The organism is Dactylosporangium sp. NPDC005572, assembly GCF_040605515.1.
Taxonomy (GTDB): Bacteria; Actinomycetota; Actinomycetes; order Mycobacteriales; family Micromonosporaceae; genus Dactylosporangium.
The window spans coordinates 13,218-30,433 of the sequence record NZ_JBEXCY010000138.1 but is presented as its reverse complement, the minus strand read 5'-3'; the positions used below and the strand labels follow the sequence as shown (position 1 = coordinate 30,433).

At 73.3% G+C, this 17,216-nt stretch carries 14 protein-coding genes; 8 read left to right on the top strand and 6 right to left on the bottom strand.

All coding sequences use genetic code 11. The annotated features are described in order from the left end of the window. The 6 genes from ABZS66_RS42320 to ABZS66_RS42295 all read right to left on the bottom strand — a co-directional run. On the bottom strand, nucleotides 1–181 hold a 181-nt coding region (locus ABZS66_RS42320; protein ID WP_354768052.1), incomplete at its 3' end, for a hypothetical protein. Nucleotides 182–203: 22 nt separating this feature from the next. Further along, nucleotides 204–2,468: a transglutaminaseTgpA domain-containing protein gene (locus tag ABZS66_RS42315; protein ID WP_354768050.1), complete on the bottom strand. Its 2,265-nt coding sequence runs from the start codon at nucleotides 2,466–2,468 to the stop codon at nucleotides 204–206. After that, nucleotides 2,465–3,541: a DUF58 domain-containing protein gene (locus ABZS66_RS42310; protein WP_354768048.1), complete on the bottom strand. Its 1,077-nt coding sequence runs from the start codon at nucleotides 3,539–3,541 to the stop codon at nucleotides 2,465–2,467. The genes ABZS66_RS42315 and ABZS66_RS42310 overlap by 4 nt, the downstream gene beginning before the upstream one ends. Continuing rightward, the gene (locus ABZS66_RS42305) at nucleotides 3,538–4,515 is read right to left on the bottom strand and encodes a MoxR family ATPase (RefSeq protein ID WP_354768054.1); all 978 of its coding nucleotides are present in this window, start codon (nucleotides 4,513–4,515) and stop codon (nucleotides 3,538–3,540) included. The genes ABZS66_RS42310 and ABZS66_RS42305 overlap by 4 nt, the downstream gene beginning before the upstream one ends. Nucleotides 4,516–4,525: 10 nt before the next feature. Further along, nucleotides 4,526–7,390, bottom strand: a complete 2,865-nt coding sequence (locus ABZS66_RS42300; protein WP_354768046.1) for a fibronectin type III domain-containing protein — start codon at nucleotides 7,388–7,390, stop codon at nucleotides 4,526–4,528. A 14-nt stretch (nucleotides 7,391–7,404) separates the two neighbouring features. After that, nucleotides 7,405–9,258, bottom strand: a complete 1,854-nt coding sequence (locus tag ABZS66_RS42295; protein ID WP_354768044.1) for a TraM recognition domain-containing protein — start codon at nucleotides 9,256–9,258, stop codon at nucleotides 7,405–7,407. Nucleotides 9,259–9,410: 152 nt separating this feature from the next. Here ABZS66_RS42295 and ABZS66_RS42290 point away from each other — a divergent pair, with 152 nt between their 5' ends. Genes ABZS66_RS42290 through ABZS66_RS42255 form a run of 8 tightly spaced genes read left to right on the top strand, consistent with a single transcriptional unit; the run spans nucleotide 9,411 to nucleotide 17,209 of the window. After that, nucleotides 9,411–10,292 carry a hypothetical protein gene (locus ABZS66_RS42290; protein ID WP_354768042.1) on the top strand — a complete coding sequence of 294 codons (882 nt, stop codon included), beginning with the start codon at nucleotides 9,411–9,413 and terminating at the stop codon, nucleotides 10,290–10,292. A gap of 22 nt (nucleotides 10,293–10,314) precedes the next feature. Next, nucleotides 10,315–10,656: a hypothetical protein gene (locus ABZS66_RS42285; protein ID WP_354768040.1), complete on the top strand. Its 342-nt coding sequence runs from the start codon at nucleotides 10,315–10,317 to the stop codon at nucleotides 10,654–10,656. Between the two features lie 19 nt (nucleotides 10,657–10,675). Then, the gene (locus tag ABZS66_RS42280; protein ID WP_354768038.1) at nucleotides 10,676–10,912 is read left to right on the top strand and encodes a hypothetical protein; all 237 of its coding nucleotides are present in this window, start codon (nucleotides 10,676–10,678) and stop codon (nucleotides 10,910–10,912) included. After that, nucleotides 10,906–11,730: a hypothetical protein gene (locus ABZS66_RS42275; RefSeq protein ID WP_354768036.1), complete on the top strand. Its 825-nt coding sequence runs from the start codon at nucleotides 10,906–10,908 to the stop codon at nucleotides 11,728–11,730. Before ABZS66_RS42280 ends, ABZS66_RS42275 begins: the two co-directional genes overlap by 7 nt. Next, nucleotides 11,720–13,084, top strand: a complete 1,365-nt coding sequence (locus ABZS66_RS42270; RefSeq protein ID WP_354768034.1) for a hypothetical protein — start codon at nucleotides 11,720–11,722, stop codon at nucleotides 13,082–13,084. Before ABZS66_RS42275 ends, ABZS66_RS42270 begins: the two co-directional genes overlap by 11 nt. Continuing rightward, complete coding sequence (locus ABZS66_RS42265; protein WP_354768032.1) at nucleotides 13,081–14,616, top strand: SCO6880 family protein; 1,536 nt, start codon at nucleotides 13,081–13,083, stop codon at nucleotides 14,614–14,616. The genes ABZS66_RS42270 and ABZS66_RS42265 overlap by 4 nt, the downstream gene beginning before the upstream one ends. Next, nucleotides 14,616–16,133 (top strand): ATP-binding protein, encoded by a 1,518-nt coding sequence (locus ABZS66_RS42260; RefSeq protein WP_354768030.1) that lies wholly within the window; start codon nucleotides 14,616–14,618, stop codon nucleotides 16,131–16,133. The genes ABZS66_RS42265 and ABZS66_RS42260 overlap by 1 nt, the downstream gene beginning before the upstream one ends. Beyond that, a complete protein-coding gene (locus ABZS66_RS42255) occupies nucleotides 16,130–17,209 on the top strand; it encodes a hypothetical protein (RefSeq protein ID WP_354768028.1) in 1,080 nt (359 codons plus the stop codon). Before ABZS66_RS42260 ends, ABZS66_RS42255 begins: the two co-directional genes overlap by 4 nt. Nucleotides 17,210–17,216: the final 7 nt, after the last annotated feature.

Below are 17,216 nucleotides of genomic sequence, written 5' to 3'. Positions count from 1 at the left end.
CGCCGCCCGTCACATGGTGGACCTCGGCCGGCTCACGGCGGCCGGCGTCCGGCAGCACCGCGCGCACCAGCATCGGCAGATCGACCGCGGCCAGGTCGAGCGCGGCCAGGTCGGAGCCTTCCGGCGCCCGGACGCTGAACTCGGTGACCCGGCCGTCGTCGCCGTCGACCTCGACGCTCACGGTGGTCTCGCCAGCGCCGTTCTCAGCGTTGATCTGAATCCTGTAGACGCCCACTGCTTGTCCCTCCGGCCACGACCAGCGGTCTGTCGGGTCTCGGTGTCCGATCTATGATGGGTGTTCGCTTAGCGAACACACTACAGCCAACAGCCCGCCGAATGCCACCCGTCGGCCGGGAACGATGCCAGAACAACGGCCCGGGACTCACGGCCCACCACAGCCGCCGCCACACGGGTACCGCACGGCGCAGCGCCGCGACGAAGCGCAGCGCCTGCCACACGCCGGCGACCGGCGAGGGGACGGCGTCCCGGCCGAACGCCGCCTGGTTGACCAGCTCGGCCAGGCCGGTGATGGGCGGCAGCGGCCTGCCCCCGGGCCGCAGCCCGGCCGCGTGGGCCGCGACGCCGGTCGCCGGCAGGTGGCCGGGCGGCGGCAGCCCGGCCAGCCGCAGCGCGTCGAGCACCTCCAGCCACGCGCCCCGGACGCGGGCGGCGGGCGGGCCGGTGGTCAGCCGCCGGCGCGACGCTCCCCGCCGGGCCAGCACGACGCCGATCGGCCCGGCCAGCAGCAGCCCGCCGGCCAGGCCCCACCGCAGCCAGGCCAGCGCGCCGCCGGTGCCGCCGGGTGAGCGCGCCGCGGCGCCCGCGCCGGCCACCGGACTCGGGGACGCACCGGGCGAGCGGCCGGGCGAAGGCGAAGGTGAAGGCGGCAACGAAGGCGACGACAACGGGCCTGACGGCAGGTCCGCCGCCAGCGGCCGGGGTTGCGTCCCGGGCGCCGGCAGCGGGTCGAACGGCACCCAGCCGACGCCCGTGAACAGCACCTCCGGCCAGGCGAGCGCATCGCCCGCGCGCACGGTGCCGTTCCCGGCGGGCGCGGCGAAGCCGACGGCCACCCGGGTGGGCAGGCCCATCAGCCGGCCGAGCACGGCGTAGGCGGCCGCGAACTGTTCGGAGGTACCGCGGCCACCACCGCGGCCCGGATCGCCGAGCAGGAAGAAGCGCAGGTTCGGGTAGGCGTGGCCGCTCGGCGCCGCGGTGTCGTAGCGGTAGTGGTCGGCGAGGAAGCGCCGCAGTTCGATCGCCCGCTGGTAGGCCCCGCCCTGCCCGACCGCGACCGTGCGGGCGAGTTCGGCGAGGTCCGCGGGGACGGCGCCGGCCCCGAGGTAGCGGGCGACGGCGGGGCCCCTGGGCACGCCGGCGCGGGCGAGCCCGGCCGGGTCCGGCCGCGCGACCTGGGAGGTGACGCTGTAGCTGGCGCCGGCGACGGGGCCGTCGACCCGCAGCAGCGTGCCGCTGCCCTCGTCGAACGCGACCCGGATGCCCTCGATGCGCCGGGGCACGCTGACGGCGGGCACGAGCTGGCCGCCGAGCCCGCGGATCGTGATCCGCTCCTGCACGGTCCCGCCCGGTTCGACGAGCGGGGCCGTGGTGGGCAGGGTGCGGCCGGCGTCGCGGTACCGGGCGCCGATGCGCCAGACCACCCCGTCGAAGTCGCTGAGCACGGCGAGGGTGATCCGGGCCGGGCCGGGGCCGTGCACCTCGAACAGCGCCTCGCCCGGCTGCTGCATCCAGCCCGAGATCCGGGCCAGCGGGTTCTCGTCGAGCACGTCGGCGCGGGGAGGGTCGACCGTCGTGCGCGGGTCGCCGGGCCGGCCCGGCACGGCCAGCGCCACGAGCGGCACCACGACGGCCGCTGCCGCGAGGAAGGCACCGGCCCCCGGCGCGGCATTGGTCGCGCGCAGCAGCATCGCGGCGGCGCACGCGACGAACACGATCGCGCGCCACGGCGCGACGCCGCCGTGCGGGCCGGCCAGCACGAGGGCGGCGAGGTACAGCAGCGCGGGCGGCACCAGGGCGGCCGCCGCCAGCCGGGCCCGCACGACGAGCTCCGTGGTCGCCAGGCCGGCCACCCACACGACCACGACCGGCAGGACGACGGTGTCGGGCCGGGCCTCGACCGGCACCGCCGCGCTGACCAGGCGCGGGCCGCCGTTGCCGAGCGCCTCCGCGAGCAGGGCGGGCAGCGGGCCGGCAGCGCCCGAGGTGCGCGCCGCCCACCAGCCGGCGAGGACGAGGTACCCGGCCAGGGCGAGCAGGGACACCGGCGCCACCGTCCACTGCGGACGGCGGGCGAGCAGCACGCCGATCACGGCCGGCCCGATCGCCGCCCCGGCCACCAGGACCTCGAAGAGCGGGCCGTCGTACACCCGACCGGCGGCGCCCGCCCCGAGCGCGACCATGGCCGTGGCCGGCAGCACCCGCCGGTCCGGCGCGAACCGGCGCCTCATGGCCCGTACCGGCGGGCGAAGTCGGCGGCGTCCCGGGCCGCGATCAGCCGGAAGCCGGCGCCCGCCGGTACGGGCCGCGGCGGTCCGAACACGACGACGACCGCGGCCCCGGCGAACGCCCGCAGCTGCGCGGGGCCCGGGCGGCCGGTCACGCACAGCGATCCGCCCGCCCGCGGCTCGGCGCCGGCCGGGTGCGGCCGGGCCCGCGCCAGCAGGCTCAGGTACGCCGCGAGGGGGCGGCCCTCGGCGACCTCGGCGCCGCCGACCAGGGCGAGGTGGACCGCGGTGCCGTCGCGCAGGGCGGCGGCGACCACCGAGCCGGCGGCCTCGCACGCCGCCTCGAACGTGTCGTCGTCGTGGACCTCGGCGCGGTCGTCGAGCAGCACGCGGAGCCGGGCCCGGCCGGCGTCGACCCGTTCGCGCACGACGAGGGCGCCGGTGCGGGCGCTCGTGCGCCAGTGCACCTGGCGCAGGTCGTCGCCCGGCCGGTAGTCGCGCAGCAGATCCGGGCTGACGGCGCCGTGCGGCACCCGGCCGCCGGCGCCGTGCGGATCGTGGCGGGTGCCGGGCAGCCGCACCCGGATCGGATGCAGCCGCGGGTACACGACGACGACCGAGACCGGGCCGACGGCGCGGGGCGGGGCGGCGAGGCCGAACGGGTCGGCCCGGCCGAACGACATCGGCCCGAGCCGCACGAGCCCGCGCCGGTCGGTGGGCACCCGGTACCAGACCGTCGCCGTGGCGCCGGGGGCGAGCCGGACGAGCGGGACCGGGACGCGCTCGTCGGCGCCGGCGACGGTGCGGCGGTCCGCGCCGGTCGCGGTGACCGACAGCCGGCGGGCGTCGTTGCGCACGGCCAGGGTCACCTCGCACACGCCGCCGCGCATCACCAGGCCGGGCGCGACGGTGCGGGTGACGGTCAGCCGGACCGGCAGCCGCCCGGCCACCACGGCGGCGAGCACGGCGAGCAGGGCGGCCGCGCCGAGCGCGGCGATCTCGGGGTACCGCAGCCACACCCCGACCGTCGTGAACGCTCCCCCGGCGACGACGAGGCCGGCGCCGCGGCGGGTCACACGGCGGCCGGTGCGGGCACCGGGACGGCCCGGACCACCTCCCCCAGCACCGCATGCGGCGTCACGCCGTGCAGCTGCGCCTCCAGTTCGAGGATCAGCCGGTGCGCGAAGACGGGCTCCAGCAGGGCCTGCACGTCCTCCGGCACGACGTAGCCGCGCCCGGCGGTGCAGGCGAACGCCCGGGCCGCCTTCGCGAGGGCGACCGCGCCCCGTGGGCTGACCCCGACCCGCACGCCCGGATGGGTGCGCGTCGCCGCGGCCAGCCGGACGACGTACCGGTGCAGGGCGTCGCCGACATGCGCGCGGGCGGCCAGCGCGACGATCGCCCGGAGACGCTCCGTGTCGAGCACCGGCGGCAGGTCGTCCGGCGAGCGGCCGTGGCAGGCGGCCCGGACCACGTCGACCTCGGCGTCCTCGTCCGGGTAGCCGACGGAGACCTTCATGAGGAACCGATCGAGCTGCGCCTCCGGCAGCGGGTACGTGCCGGCGGCCTCGATCGGGTTCTGGGTCGCCACGACGAGGAAGGGCTCGGGCACGCGGTACCGCACGCCGTCGACCGTGACCTGCCGCTCCTCCATCACCTCCAGCAGCGCCGACTGGGTCTTCGGCGAGGCCCGGTTGAGCTCGTCGGCGAGCACGACGTTGGCGAAGACGGGACCGGGCCGGAACTCGAACACGCCCTCGGCCTGGCGGTACACCGTGACCCCGGTGATGTCCGAGGGCAGCAGGTCCGGCGTGCACTGGATGCGCCGCCAGGCGCCGTCGACCACTGTGGACAGTGCGCGGGCGAGGGTGGTCTTGCCGACGCCGGGCACGTCCTCGACGAGCAGGTGCCCCCCGGCGAGCAGCGCCGTGACGGCGAGCCGGACCACCTCCGGCTTGCCCAGCACGGCCGAGGCGACGCCGCCGGCGATGCGGTTGACCACGTTCGCGAGCGAGCGGACCTCGGCCGGGCTCAGCGGATCGTGCTCCATGGTCACCGGCTCAGCATTCGGGCAGGTTGGCGAGGTCGTCGCCGGCGTCGAGGTCGAGCCACACCCATGGGATGTAGTGCGGCGCGGTGTCGTTGAGCACGGCAGCGATGCGGATCCACCAGTCGCTGGCCGGCTTGCCCGGGTTGTACGGCCCGGCCGACAGCGTCGGGTTGCCCCCCTGGTTGCCGGGCTGGCCGTGCGCCTTGCAGAACGTCTCGTACCGCTGCCCGTTGCCCCCGCGCAGGTCGGTGGCGGCGCCGGTGTCCTGTTTCGGCGCGGAGTAGATGCCGATGCCGCGGTCGCAGTAGCCGTCGTTGCCGACGCAGTGCACCGTGCCGCCGAGCGAGTTCGTGAGGAAGGTGACGGGGTGCTCGGCCCGGCCGGCCTCGTTCGTCACGGTGAGGGTGCCGGCGTACCGCGTGCCGGGCTGCAGTTCGCCCTGCGTGATGCTGTTGCAGTTGCCCTCCTTCGTCGGCTTGCCCTGCAGGGTCAGGCCGCAGCGGACGGTGCCGCCGCCGGCGTCCACGGCGAAGTTGACGCGGACCCAGGTGTAGCCCTGATCCTGCGTGGTGAGGGTGAGCTTCGGCTGGCCCATCGTCTGGGCGACCTGCGGGCCGGCCGGCGGACCCTCGTCGCCGGCGTCGTTGACCGCCACCACGGTCACGCTGACCGAGGCGCCGCCGGGCAGGCCGGTGATCCGGTAGGTGGTCGCGCCGGTCACGTCGACCGTCGTGCCGTTGTAGCTCACCTTGTACCGGCTGATCGCCCTGCCGTTGGCGGCGGGAGCGTCCCAGGCGACGTCGACCTGGCCGGTGGTTCCGGCGGTCGTGACGCGCAGGTTGGCGGGGGCCCCGGGCGCGGTGAAGGGCGTGACGGACGGGCTGGACAGCGTCGACGCGCGGGAGACGGCGCCCTTGTCGTCGACGGCAACGACGCTGAAGGCGACCTGGGTGCCGAACGCGAGGGTGCCGGCCGGGGCGGTGAAGGCCAGCGGTGCCGCGGGGACCGGCCAGGTCACGATCGGGCCGTTCGGGCCGTGCGCGGTGATCTGGTAGCCGGCGACGGCGCCGCCCGGCGCCTGCCAGCTCACGGTGACGGTGCCGTCCTTGTTCGCGGTGGCCGTGACGGCCGTCGGCGGCTCGGGGACCTCGGCCGTGGGTGTGACCGGCTGGGAGCGGGTCACCGGGCCGTTGCCCTTGGCGTTGACGGCGTGGACGCCGAACGTGTACGCGGTGCCGTTGGTGAGGCCGCCGACCTCGTAGGTCCGGGTGGTGGCCGACACGACGACCGGGTTGCCGGCGCCGTCGCGGATCGGCGCGCCGGTGCCGTCGACGACGGCGTACCCGGTGACGGGCGAGCCGTTGTCGGCCGCGGGCCCCCAGGTCAGGTGGACCTTGCGGTCACCGCCGGTGGCGACGACGGTGGCGGGGGCGCCCGGTGGCAGTGCGGTCGCCGTCGGGACCGGCGCGGTCGCGGTCGGCGTGGCGACCGGCGGCTGCGTCGTCGCCGGAGGCTGCGTCGTCGCCGGAGGCTGCGTCGTCGCCGGAGGCTGCGTCGTGGGCGGGATGACCGGCGGCTGCGTCGTCGCCGGCGGTCCCGGCCTCTTCGTCGTCGGCGCCGGCGGCTTGGGCGCCGGTGGCTGCGTCGTCGGTGGCTGCGTCGTCGGGGGCTTCGTCGTCGGGGGCTGGGTCGTCGGGGGCTGGGTCGTCGGGGGCGCCGTCGTCGGCACGGGGGCCGGGGGCTGACCGCCCGCGACGTCGTCCGGGTACTTGTCGGTCACCGGGGACACCTTGTGGTTGGCGTCCACGACGAGCGCCGTCGAACCGTCCACCGCGTTGATGTAGAGCTGGCCGTCGCGGACCTGCAGCTCGATGTCGGTCTTGCTGGGGAACCGGATCGGGTCGCCGGCGAGCGCACCGGTGGCGGTGAGCACGAACACCTCGCCGGTCCCGGTGTCGGCGACGTAGAAACGACCGGACCAGGCCACCGCCGGGCGCAGGCCGCCGCCGCTGCCGGGCACGGTGAACGTCTGCGCCTTGCCGAACGCATCGACCACGACCACCTTGCGGCTGCCCGGGACGGTGACCGGCACCTGCTCGCCGGTGGTGCGGAGCGCGACGACCGCGGGACCGGGAAGGACGACCGCGGTCGTGCTGCTGACCTTCGTGTCGCGGACCGTCATGAGCTTCTGGTCGGTCCGGTCGAGCACGGCGACACCCTTGTCGAGCACCGACACCGCCAGGTCGTGGCTCGGCTGGGCAACCGGCGCGGGCTGCACGACCGGCGGGGTGTCCTTCTTCGCCGCGGCGGTCACCGCGATCACCGTGCCCTCGGCCGGTACGGCGAGCCAAAGCCGGCCTTCGGCGTCGAACTCGCCGCCGCGCAGGCCGGGCGGCAGCTGGACGGACGGGCCGATCGGGGCGAGCGTCGTCGGGTTGATCTGGCGCACCTCGCCATGGATACGGTCGACGACGTACGCGACCTGCCCGTGGACGTACACCTGCACGCCCTCCCCCGGCGTCGTCTGCAGCGATACCGAGATCTGCAGGGTGGTGAGGTCGAGCGCCGACACCTTGCCGGTCTCGACGTCACGGAACAGCAGCAGGCTGTCGGTGTGGCTGACCTCGACGTGGTGCCCGGTCGTGCCTTCCAGCTTGACCCGGGTGTCCACCTTGGCGGTGAGGCCGTTGACCCGGCCGAGCTCGCCCATCGCGCGGCTGAACATCCAGGCCGACGGCGTGTACGCGGCCACGGCCCGGTCGAACGCGCCGAGCCCGAAGAAGGTCAGCACGGCCGCGGCGAGCACGGCGACAACCGTGCCCACGGTGACGTAGGCGCCGAGCCGGCGCGGTTGTCGACGCTGTGTGGTCGTCATCGACGCAGTACTCCTCAGATCCGGGTGATGCGGCGGACGTTCGAGGCCGTCCGCACGTAGTTGCGGACGCGGTCGGTGGCCGGCGCGGCCGAGGCGTGCTCCAGGATGAGCTGATCGACCTGCCGCTTGCCATCGCCGATCGCCTTGCCGTCCCTGCGGCGCCACCACGGTGTGAGGCTGACCTCGACGGGGCGGGCCTCGCGGCCGACGACGACCGCCCGGCCGAAGTCCATCGTGCGGATCTCCTCGGCGGTCAGGACGCGGCTGAGACTGGAGGTGTTCCCCGCGTCAGTCACCCACGACGGACGCCGGACGTCGCCCAGGAGCTTCGAGACCTCTTCGAGGTCGTCGAAGTTGCCGCCGCCGCCGAGCACGATCCGGACTGCGGCGTTGTCCCACATGGTCTTCAGCGCGTCGGCGCCCATACGCTCCCGGACGTGCGACGGCGACCGGACGTAGACGTGCATGGCGATCGAGGACTTGCCGACCAGGCCCATGAAGCGCGGCAGGCTGCTCATCGGTGCGATGTAGCCGGCCTCGTTGACCTCGACGGTGACCGGCGGCTCGATCCGGCCCCCCGGCATCTTGGCGGCGAGCATGCGCATCTGGGGCCAGATCGACTCCATCAGGATGTGCGTCCCGGGCGTGATCGGGTTGGCGCCGGTCTCCTTGCCGAGGAAGTAGAGGGTGTTGCGTCCGGAGGCGAACTCCGCGACGTCGAAGACCTCGTCGGGGTCCGGGGAGAACTGGTTGAGCACAGCCGGGTCGGAGAGGAATCGCAGGGATCCCGTCACCGCGGTCCACATCGCGCTGCGGCTCGCCACGTCTGCGGCGAGGAGACTCTCCAGCTCGGCCGCCCAGCCGGCCGCCGCGACCCCTGCGGACTCCGCCTGCCGCAGCAGGTCCAGCGGCTCCGGATCGTTCGGGTCCCGGGCCCAGCGAACCACGTCCGAGATGTTGCGCCCGTGCAGGGCAGCGGCATGCAGATAGCAGCGCAGGATGACGATGACCGCCGTGGCGGCGAAGAAGCTGCTCTCCTGGCCGGGGAGGTAGCCGGCGTACTTGGCGAGCACGGCGGCCCGGTCGTCGGCGACGTTCGGGTTCTCGCACCCGCGGACGAGGCAGAGCCGGATCCGGCCGGGCAGGCTGGTCAGGTTCTGCGGGTCGAAGAGGTGGACCTTGCCCATCCGCGAACGGGCCGGGTAGGTGGTGGTGAATGACTCCAACTGGGTGGAGATCACGATGCAGGCCCCGGGTGCGTCGATGGTGAGGGGCGTAACGAAGTGCGCGTCCTTGCCCCGCTGGATCGGCGCGAGGACGAGCACGGAGTCCTCGACGGAGCTGTAGAGCTTTCGCTGGGACCGCACGTCGCGGCCGAGGAAGTATCCGACGTCCTCCGGTCGCAGGTCCGGGTCGGCGGCCCGCTGGGGACGGGTGAACCTGGCCCGCTTGAGGACGGCCTTGCGGCCCAGCAGCCGGCGGATCTCCCAGCCGGAGGCGAACCCGAGCCGGCCGATGCGGAAGCCGCGCCGCCTCCGCCAGTTCAGCGCGAACCGGATGACCACGACGGCAAGGGCGGCGGTGGGGATCAGGAGCGCGGCGAAGATCACGTAGACCAGCCACGGCGGGCCGATGAGGCCGGACACCGCCTCCGGCCAGGCCTGAGCGGGATCCCCCGGGGAGCGCACCCAGGCGATCAGGATGCCGAGGATGTCACGCGGTGTCGTGTCCGGCCAGCCGTTGCCGCGGAGGACGGCCGAGAGCTGCCCCGCGAGCCACAACAGCCCGCCGAGCACCCCGCCTCCGGTCGCCCCGACGACCATCATCGACAGCAGCAGGTCACTGGGGTCCCTGGAGTTGTCGCTCATGTGGGCTCCAAACATCGTCGTCGGCACGACGGTAGCAGTAAATCGTTTGTTGTATCTAGTGTGACAGCATTGACAACAACTTCGAACAATCTACATACTCCAGGTAGTACACGGATTCGAGGTGGCACGGTGTCGATGTGCGGACGGTCGCGATGACCACCGTGGAGGTGCGCCGCGGCACGGGCCGCGCCGACGCCGCGGCGCCACGGCCGGGCGCGTTCGACCCGACGGCGTTCGGCCTCGGTGTCGTCGTGCCGGTGCTCGGCGCGCACTCGCAATCGGGTGCCTCCGGGATCGCGCTGGCGCTCGCCGACGCGACAGCCGCCGCGGGCCTGCGCGTCCTGCTGCTCGACTGCGCCGATCCGGCCCGCTCGGGCCTGGCCGGCGTGTGCGGCGTGGAAGGCCGCTCGGTTCCCGGAACGCACGGCAGGGCGGGAGTTCGACCGGCGACGCGGGCCCTGAAACGCGGAACCGTCGCCGTGCGGCGGATCGCCGCGACCGACGCACCGCTGGCGGTGCAGCAGGTTCCGCTGCCAGCCGCATGGATCGGCGCGGACGACAACCGCTTCGACGTGACGATCGTCGATGTCGGCTGGGAGGTCTGGTCGCTGCTCGCGACCGGCGCCCGGCCGGCGCCCCTGCTGTGGTGCACCGGCTCGTCCACCTTTCCGGTGCTCGTGTTGCGCCCGAGCGCCGGGTCGGTCGCCCTCGCCGAGGGCACGGTCGCCCGCTACGAGGATGCGATCGCGACGATCGGGCTGGTGCCGCTCTACGCCGCTGTGGTGGTCGGCGCGCCCGCGTGGCCGCCGGCGATCGTCCCGGCGATCGGGCGGCGACTGGCCCAGCATCGGCGGCGAACCCTGTTCGTCGAGTCGACCGACGAGGCTGCGGTGGCCGGCTGGAACACCCGTCAGGCACCACCGGCCTCCATGCGCGCGGCCGCCTCGCTGCTACGCGCCGTCACCGGCGCGAGGCCCACGACCACTTCGGCGGAACCACCGCGCCGCCGCGCCGCTTGGCTGCGGCGCGGGTGACGAACGCACTTGGAGGACGACGATGCTCAGCCAGTTCCTGATCGAGTTCCACCGCTTGGGACTGCCCCTTGAGGATCTTCCGCGGTATCTCCTCGCCTACGAGCCCTTCAACCCGGACCCGAAGGCGCCGACGCCCGGCGTCGAGGAGAGCGCGAACACGCTGATCAGCTGGATCAAGTGGGGGGCGCTCGGACTCGTCATCTCGATGGGAGTCGGCGGCATCGGCACACTCGCCGGCGGCAAGCTGACCAACAACTCGGGGTGGAGCACCAGGGGCCAGCAGATGATGGGCGGGTCGGTGATCCTCGCGATCCTGTTCGGCACGATCTACGAAATCATCCAGCAGTTCACGAAGGTCCCATAACGCGCAGAAACGGCACACAGTGACCCACATAAACGCGATCTTCGGAGCCGTCACCTGGACGGTTCTCGGCTGCCTCATCGGCGCCGGGTTCACCGCCATCGGCATGATGGCATATGGCCATCTGGCCCGGCACCATGGCTCGACCGAGAGAGGCCAGCGCTGGCTGCGCAACGTCATCGTGGGCTCATTGGTGTTCGGCACGATTTTCGGGGTGCTGAAAGGTATTCCGGGCCCGTTGGCCGTGAGGCCGTGGTGAACGGCGAGCGCCGCGCGGCTGCGGCCGCGTTCCTGGCCGTCATCACGGTGACCGCCGTGGCGGTGCTGGGCTTCCTCGGCTTCCTGGTGGTGACCTCGTTCGGAACGGGCGACACCGGCCCGGGAACGGAGCCGGCGGCGGGCGGATCGACGCCGGCCGCCGGCGCCCAGCCCAAGCCGGGCGAGGTCTCGCAAGAGGCGCGGGAGGACGAGTTGGCCGCGGCGCCGATGCTGACGTTGCCGCAGTCCGCGTCGCAGCCACAACCGGTTGTCGTGGCGACCGCGGGACCGCCGATCGGCGTTCCCGCGCCAGCTGTGCCAGTCACACCGGGCGGCCCGCCGTTCGCGACCGGCTTCCCGCACACTCCGGAGGGCGCGCTCGGCCAGCTGGCGGCGATCGACGAGGCCGCGATGAGCACCATCGACCCGAACCGGGTGCGGGAGGTCTACGCCGCCGCCGCGGTGGCGGGCGCGGTCGACGTGGCCGACTGGACGCCGATGGTCGGCGTCAAGGACATCATCAAGCACCTGGGCGGGGCTGACGCGGCCGCCTCGGCGCAGGTGACATACCGGGTCGTCATGGGGCAGATCAAGGGCACCGTCGGCCCCGACTTCGTGGTCGCATGCGTCCTCGGCCACGGCGTGATCACCGCCGCCAACGTCGGCCGCGCCGGCGTCGGAGACTGCCAGCGCATGGTCTGGGTCAACGGGCAATGGCGGATCGGGCCACGGGCGCAGCCCGCACCGGCACCGTCGGCCTGGCCGGGCAGCGCGGACTCGGTCCGCGCGGGATGGAGGGTGGTCAGCCGTGAAAGTTGACATGTCGGCTGTGTTGATCTGGACCCCGTGGGGGGCCGCGGCAGACGCGGCCAAGGACGCGGCACAGAACTTCTTCGACAGCCTGTTGATGGCCATGTACGGCATGTCGGTCGACATCCTGACGGGTGCCTTCCGACTGTTCAACACCCAGCACACCATCGCCGATCTGATGGTCAACCCGGCGGAGTCGGGGCCGTTCCACGACGTCATGACGCTGACCACCTCCCTCGGCACGATCATCGCGCTCCTGATGGCGATGCTGCAGATCCCTCGGGCGGTAACCCGGTCAGAGGGCGGCTTCGGCCGGTTGATGGTCGGACTGGCCGAGTACGCCATCGTCTGCGCCATGGGCATCTGGTTCCTCACCGAATCGGTCAAGGCGAGCGGTGAGCTCGCCGACGGCATCCTTGAGGCCGGTGGCGTCACCAACGGCTGGCTCGGTGTCAGCGACAAGGTCAAGTCATGGTCCGAGGTGGGTGACGAGGCCGGCGCCGTGCTGCTCGGCGTCGTCGGCATGATGCTCCTGCTGCCCGCCGCCGTCCTCTATCTCATCGCATACCTGGTCCACCAGCTCGTCATCCCGCTCGGCGCCTGCCTGTTGACGATCATGGCCGCGGGCCGGCTCTCGGACTTCGGCCGATCCTGGCTGCCCGGCGTCGCCCGGGTGCTCGGCGCGGCCGCCCTGGGTCCACCCGGCTCGGCGCTGCTCCTCGTCATCGGGTTCGCGTTCATGAACGTCGAGAACGGCGAGGACCAGACGATCCGCGTGTTCATCGGATCCGTCGTCCTGCTGATCTCGCCGCTGGCGCCCCTCGGCATCCATCGGATGCTCGCATTCGTCGACCCGCGCACCCCGTCAGGCTCAGCGACGCGTGACTACTTCGAGCGAACGCTCGGCGGCGGGTCGTCCGGCTCGCGGTCGGGCACCCGCGGACAGGCCGGGCGGAGCAGCCTCGGCGCGGCCGAGGAGGTGGTCGACGCCCGGTTCGCCGCCGGACTCGCCATGGCCGCGACGCATGTCGCCTCGGGTGGCCGCGGCGGAGGCCGACCGCATGCCCGCGCGCCCCAAGCCGACCACACCGCGGAGCCTCGCGCGCTCTCCGGATCGGCTGCCGCAGATGACCCACGCGCGGCACGCGGTTCCGGGCGACCCACCGCGCTGCCGCCGGGCAACGATCAATACGGCGCCGGCCGCGAACCGCAGTCCGGCTCCGGCGGTGCAGGACCCGGGCGGGCCGCGGGCCGGCCGTACGCACGGCCCGTGGGGCCGACCACCGCCTCGCCGCCGGCCGTCCGTCCACCGGCCGTGCCGCCCGTGGCTGACGCCCTGAGTGTCAGCGAGGCCCGGCCATGAGTTCGATGGCGCCCGCGAGCGATCGGGCCTACAGCGGGTGGCGACGCGAGCGCTACGGCTGGTTCATGGGGCTCACCGGCTGGCAGGCCGTGCTGTGCGGCCTGGCGATCCTGCCGGTGGTGCTCGCGGTGGGTGACGGGGCATGGGCGTTCGCCTTCAAGGTCTTGCCGGTGTCGACCCTGGCGGTCCTCCTCGTCGCGTTGCCGGTGCGCGGGCGGCCGGCGGTGCGCTGGCTCGCTGATCTCTATCTCTACCTGTGGGGGCGTGTGATGGGCTGGTCGAGATGGCGCTCCATGGCGTCGACAGGGCTCGCGTCACGCCGCGAGCTCGCGGCTCTCGATCTTCCGGGGGGCATCGCCGGGCTTCGGCTGCACGACGGGCCACCGTTCGGTCCGATGCTGCAGCGGGTCTGCGTCATTCAGGATCCGCGGGCCCTGCAGTGGTCGTCCGTGGCGCAGATCACCCATCCCGGTCTCGGCGCGGTGGACGACGCGACCCGCAACGCCTATGCCGACCAGCTCGGCGGGCTGCTCGCCGCCGCGGCCCGGGGCGAGCAGGTGTCGCGGATCTCGATCCTGATCCGGACCGTGCCCGACGACGGTGCCGAGCGTGCGGCCTGGGTCGCCGACAACATCTCCCCGCTGGCACCGGATGTCGTGCGGGAGATCAGTCGCCAGCTCGAGCAGGCCGTCGTGGCGGCCGCGGTACGCCACGAGGTGTACGTGACGGTCGGTGTGTCCGAGACACGGATTCGGCGGACCGCTCAGCAGGCGGGCGGAGGTGTCGAAGGCCGGGCGCGGGTGTTGTACCGGCATCTGCAGGAGATCGAGAACCACCTGCGTGGTCTGGGCGTGACCGGGGTGCGGTGGCTGCACACCGAGGACGTCGCGGCCGCCATCCGCATCGGATACAACCTCGCCGAGACCCCCGCGCTGGAACGGGCGCGTCAGGAGCAGGCGCGCGGGCTGCCGACGGTCACGGGTGTCCCGGTCGGCGCGGCCGGACCGGTGACGGCCCCGCCACCGGCGCCGCGCAGTTACACCCACGACTCGTTCACGACGGTCAGCTACACGCTGTTGCTGCCGGAACTGCCCACCCGGGTCGGCGCGCTCGCCCGGATGCTCGCCCCGGCTGAACCGGGCGAGCGGCGCACGCTCGCCCTGCACTACGAACCACAGAACCCGGCGAGCGCCAGCCGGCAGGTCGAACGCGACCTGTGGAGCGCGGAGATGTCGGCGGAGGTGCGCCGGCAGCGCGGCTTCCGCGTCGGACGTGCTCACCACCGGCGGGAGGCGGAGATCGCGGCGCATGAAAGCCAGGTGGTGGCCGGTCACACCATGGTGAGGGTGGCGGGCGCGGTGGCGGTCACCGTGCCGTCCAGCTGGCCCGTGGAGGACCACGCCGCCAACCTCGAGGCGACCGCGCGGGCCTGTCACTTCCGCCTGCTCCGCCTCGAGCTGGCCCAGGACTCCGGCTTCGTCGCCGCGTGCCTGCCGCTCGGCGTCGGCCTGCCGTCGCGGAGCTGGGGCTGATGGCCGGCCGTCGCGGCCCGGGCGGGCGTTCCCTGCCGCAGCTGGTGACCGACTTCGGTGGCGAGCTGCCATCCGCGCCGCCGAAGAACAAAGGTGACCGCGACCGCCACCGCGAGGAGGCGGCGCTCATCCGCCCGGCGGCACCCGCGAGAGGCCACCCCCGGCCCGGCCATGGCTGGTCGCCGGTCGCGGCTCCGCTGACGGTCTACCGCGCGTCGACCGCCGAGATCGGCGGTGTCTTCCCGCTGCTGACCGCCAACGGCCTGCCGCCGACGGGGGCGCTGATCGGCTACGACGCCCTCACCGCCGGCGGGTTCTACGTGGACCCGGTCGGCTGGGTGCTCAACCAGATCGTCACCAACCCCAACCTGATCTTCTTCGGCAAGCCCGGGCAGGGCAAGTCGACGACGGTCAAGGCGCTGCTGCTGCGGATGATGCTCTTCGGGGCCCGGGTCCTGGTCGCCGGGGACGTCAAGGGCGAGTACGAGCCGCTGTGCCAAGCGGTCGGCGTGGAACCCATCTCGCTGGGCCTCGGGCTGCCCGTGCGGATCAATCCGCTCGATCTCGGGCCGCTCGGCCAGGGCTGGGACAAGCTCTCCACTGTGGAGCGCCAGGCACGCGCGGCACTGATCTTCGCCCGATGGGTGGTGCTGCTGAAGGCGCTGATCGGCGTGCGTGGCATCACGGCGTCACCGTCGGACGAAAGCGCGCTGGCCACGGTCGTGGCCGAGCTGTCGGGCTGGTCGCGCGGCGGCGGGCAGCTGCGGGCCGTGACGATCCCCGAGGTGTACCACGCGCTGGCGCGCCCGACCGCCGAGCTCGCCGAGCAGTGCCGGTACTCCAGTGTCCAGCGCATGGTCGACGCCACCCGCCAGAGCACCGACGCCCTCGGCACGCTCGTCCGGGGCGCGCTCGCCGGCCTGTTCGACGCGCAGACCACGGTCCGGCTCGACTGGAACTCACCGATCCAGTCCCTGTCACTGCGACGGCTCAACGACCTCGGCGACGAGGTGGTCGGCGTCGCGCTTGCCTGCGTCAACTCCTGGTCGCGGGCGATGACGGACCTGCGCCGGCCCGGCGAGATCACCATCGTGGTCCGGGACGAGGTCTGGCGGCAGATGCGCCTCGGCGTCGGCGCGGTCCAGTCGCTCGACGCGGACCTTCGGCTGTCCCGCAACGACGGCGAGATCCAGGTCATCGTCGCGCACAAGCCGAGCGACCTGCTCAGCGTCGGCGCCGCCGGCAGCCAGGAGGTGGCCATCGCCAAGGACATGATGGCCCTGTGCGACACCAAGGTGATGTTCGCCCAGGACCCGACGATCGCCGACGAGCTCGCCGAACTGGTCGGGCTCACCGACATCGCCCGTGACTGGGTGTCCGGCTGGGCCCGGCAACGCACCGGCCGTGCGGTGTGGATGGTCGGTGACCGGGTGTTCAAGGTGACGACCGTGCGCACCCCGCTGGAGGTACCACTGTTCGACACGAACGCGGCACTGAAGGCGGAGGCCCCCACATGAGGATGCGGTGGCTGCTGGTGATCGGCGTCTGGTCCAGCTTCTCGGTGCCGCTCATGATCGCCGGCATCGGTGGTGCACTCGGCGCCGACAGCGGCGGCGCGGCCGGCGGCGGCATCATCGCCTCCTGCGTGCCCGGCGGGCCCGGCGGCACCGTCGAGAACGTCGAGCTCGACGCGGAGCAGCTCGCGAACGCGCAGACGATCGTATCGACGACGCAGGGGATCCATCCGGCCGACCGGCGTGCCGCCGTCATCGCCGTCGCGACCGCCATGCAGGAGTCGAGCCTGCACAACTCGCTGGAACAGCTCGACCATGACTCGATCGGGCTGTTCCAGCAACGTGTCTCCATCTACGGTTCGGACGTCGCCGCGGATCCCGTGAAGTCGACGACCGCATTCGTGCAACGGTTGCTGCAGGTGCCGGGATGGGCGACGATTCCCCTCACCGAGGCCGCCCAAGCCGTGCAGCGTTCGGCGCATCCGGACGCATACGCACGCTGGGAGACGCTGGGCGCCGGACTCGTCGAGCGGTACTGGACGGCATCGGCACCCGACGAGGTCGCGGGCGATTCGTCGACGCCCCCGGCCGACGCTCAGCAATGCCTGACCGTCTGCCCGGCTAGCACGGCAACCGCGGCGCCGGACCCCGACGCGTGTGTCGCAGCCGGCACGGTGTTCAGCCGGGCGCAGTCGTGGCTGACCGCATGGTCGGGTGGTCCGGTTCCGTACCTGTCCAGTGTTGATCCGGCCACGTACTTCCAGGGATATCGGCGCGACTGCTCGGGCTACGTGTCGATGGCGTTGGGCCTGGAGGGTCCGGGACTGAACACCTCCGGGCTGGCGGCACGGTCGACGCTCATCACGAAGCAGGATCTGCAGCCCGGGGACATGCTGATCAACACGGCGCCGGGCGCGCGTGGCCACGTGGTGCTGTTCGAACGCTGGACCGACACGACGATGACCCGTTACTACGGCTACGAGCAGACGGGCAGCGGCGGGACGCATCATCGGGTCATCCCGTATCCGTACTTCGGTACCTACGCGATGTCCCCGTACCGCCTCGGTGGTGCCGGATGAGCGTGCC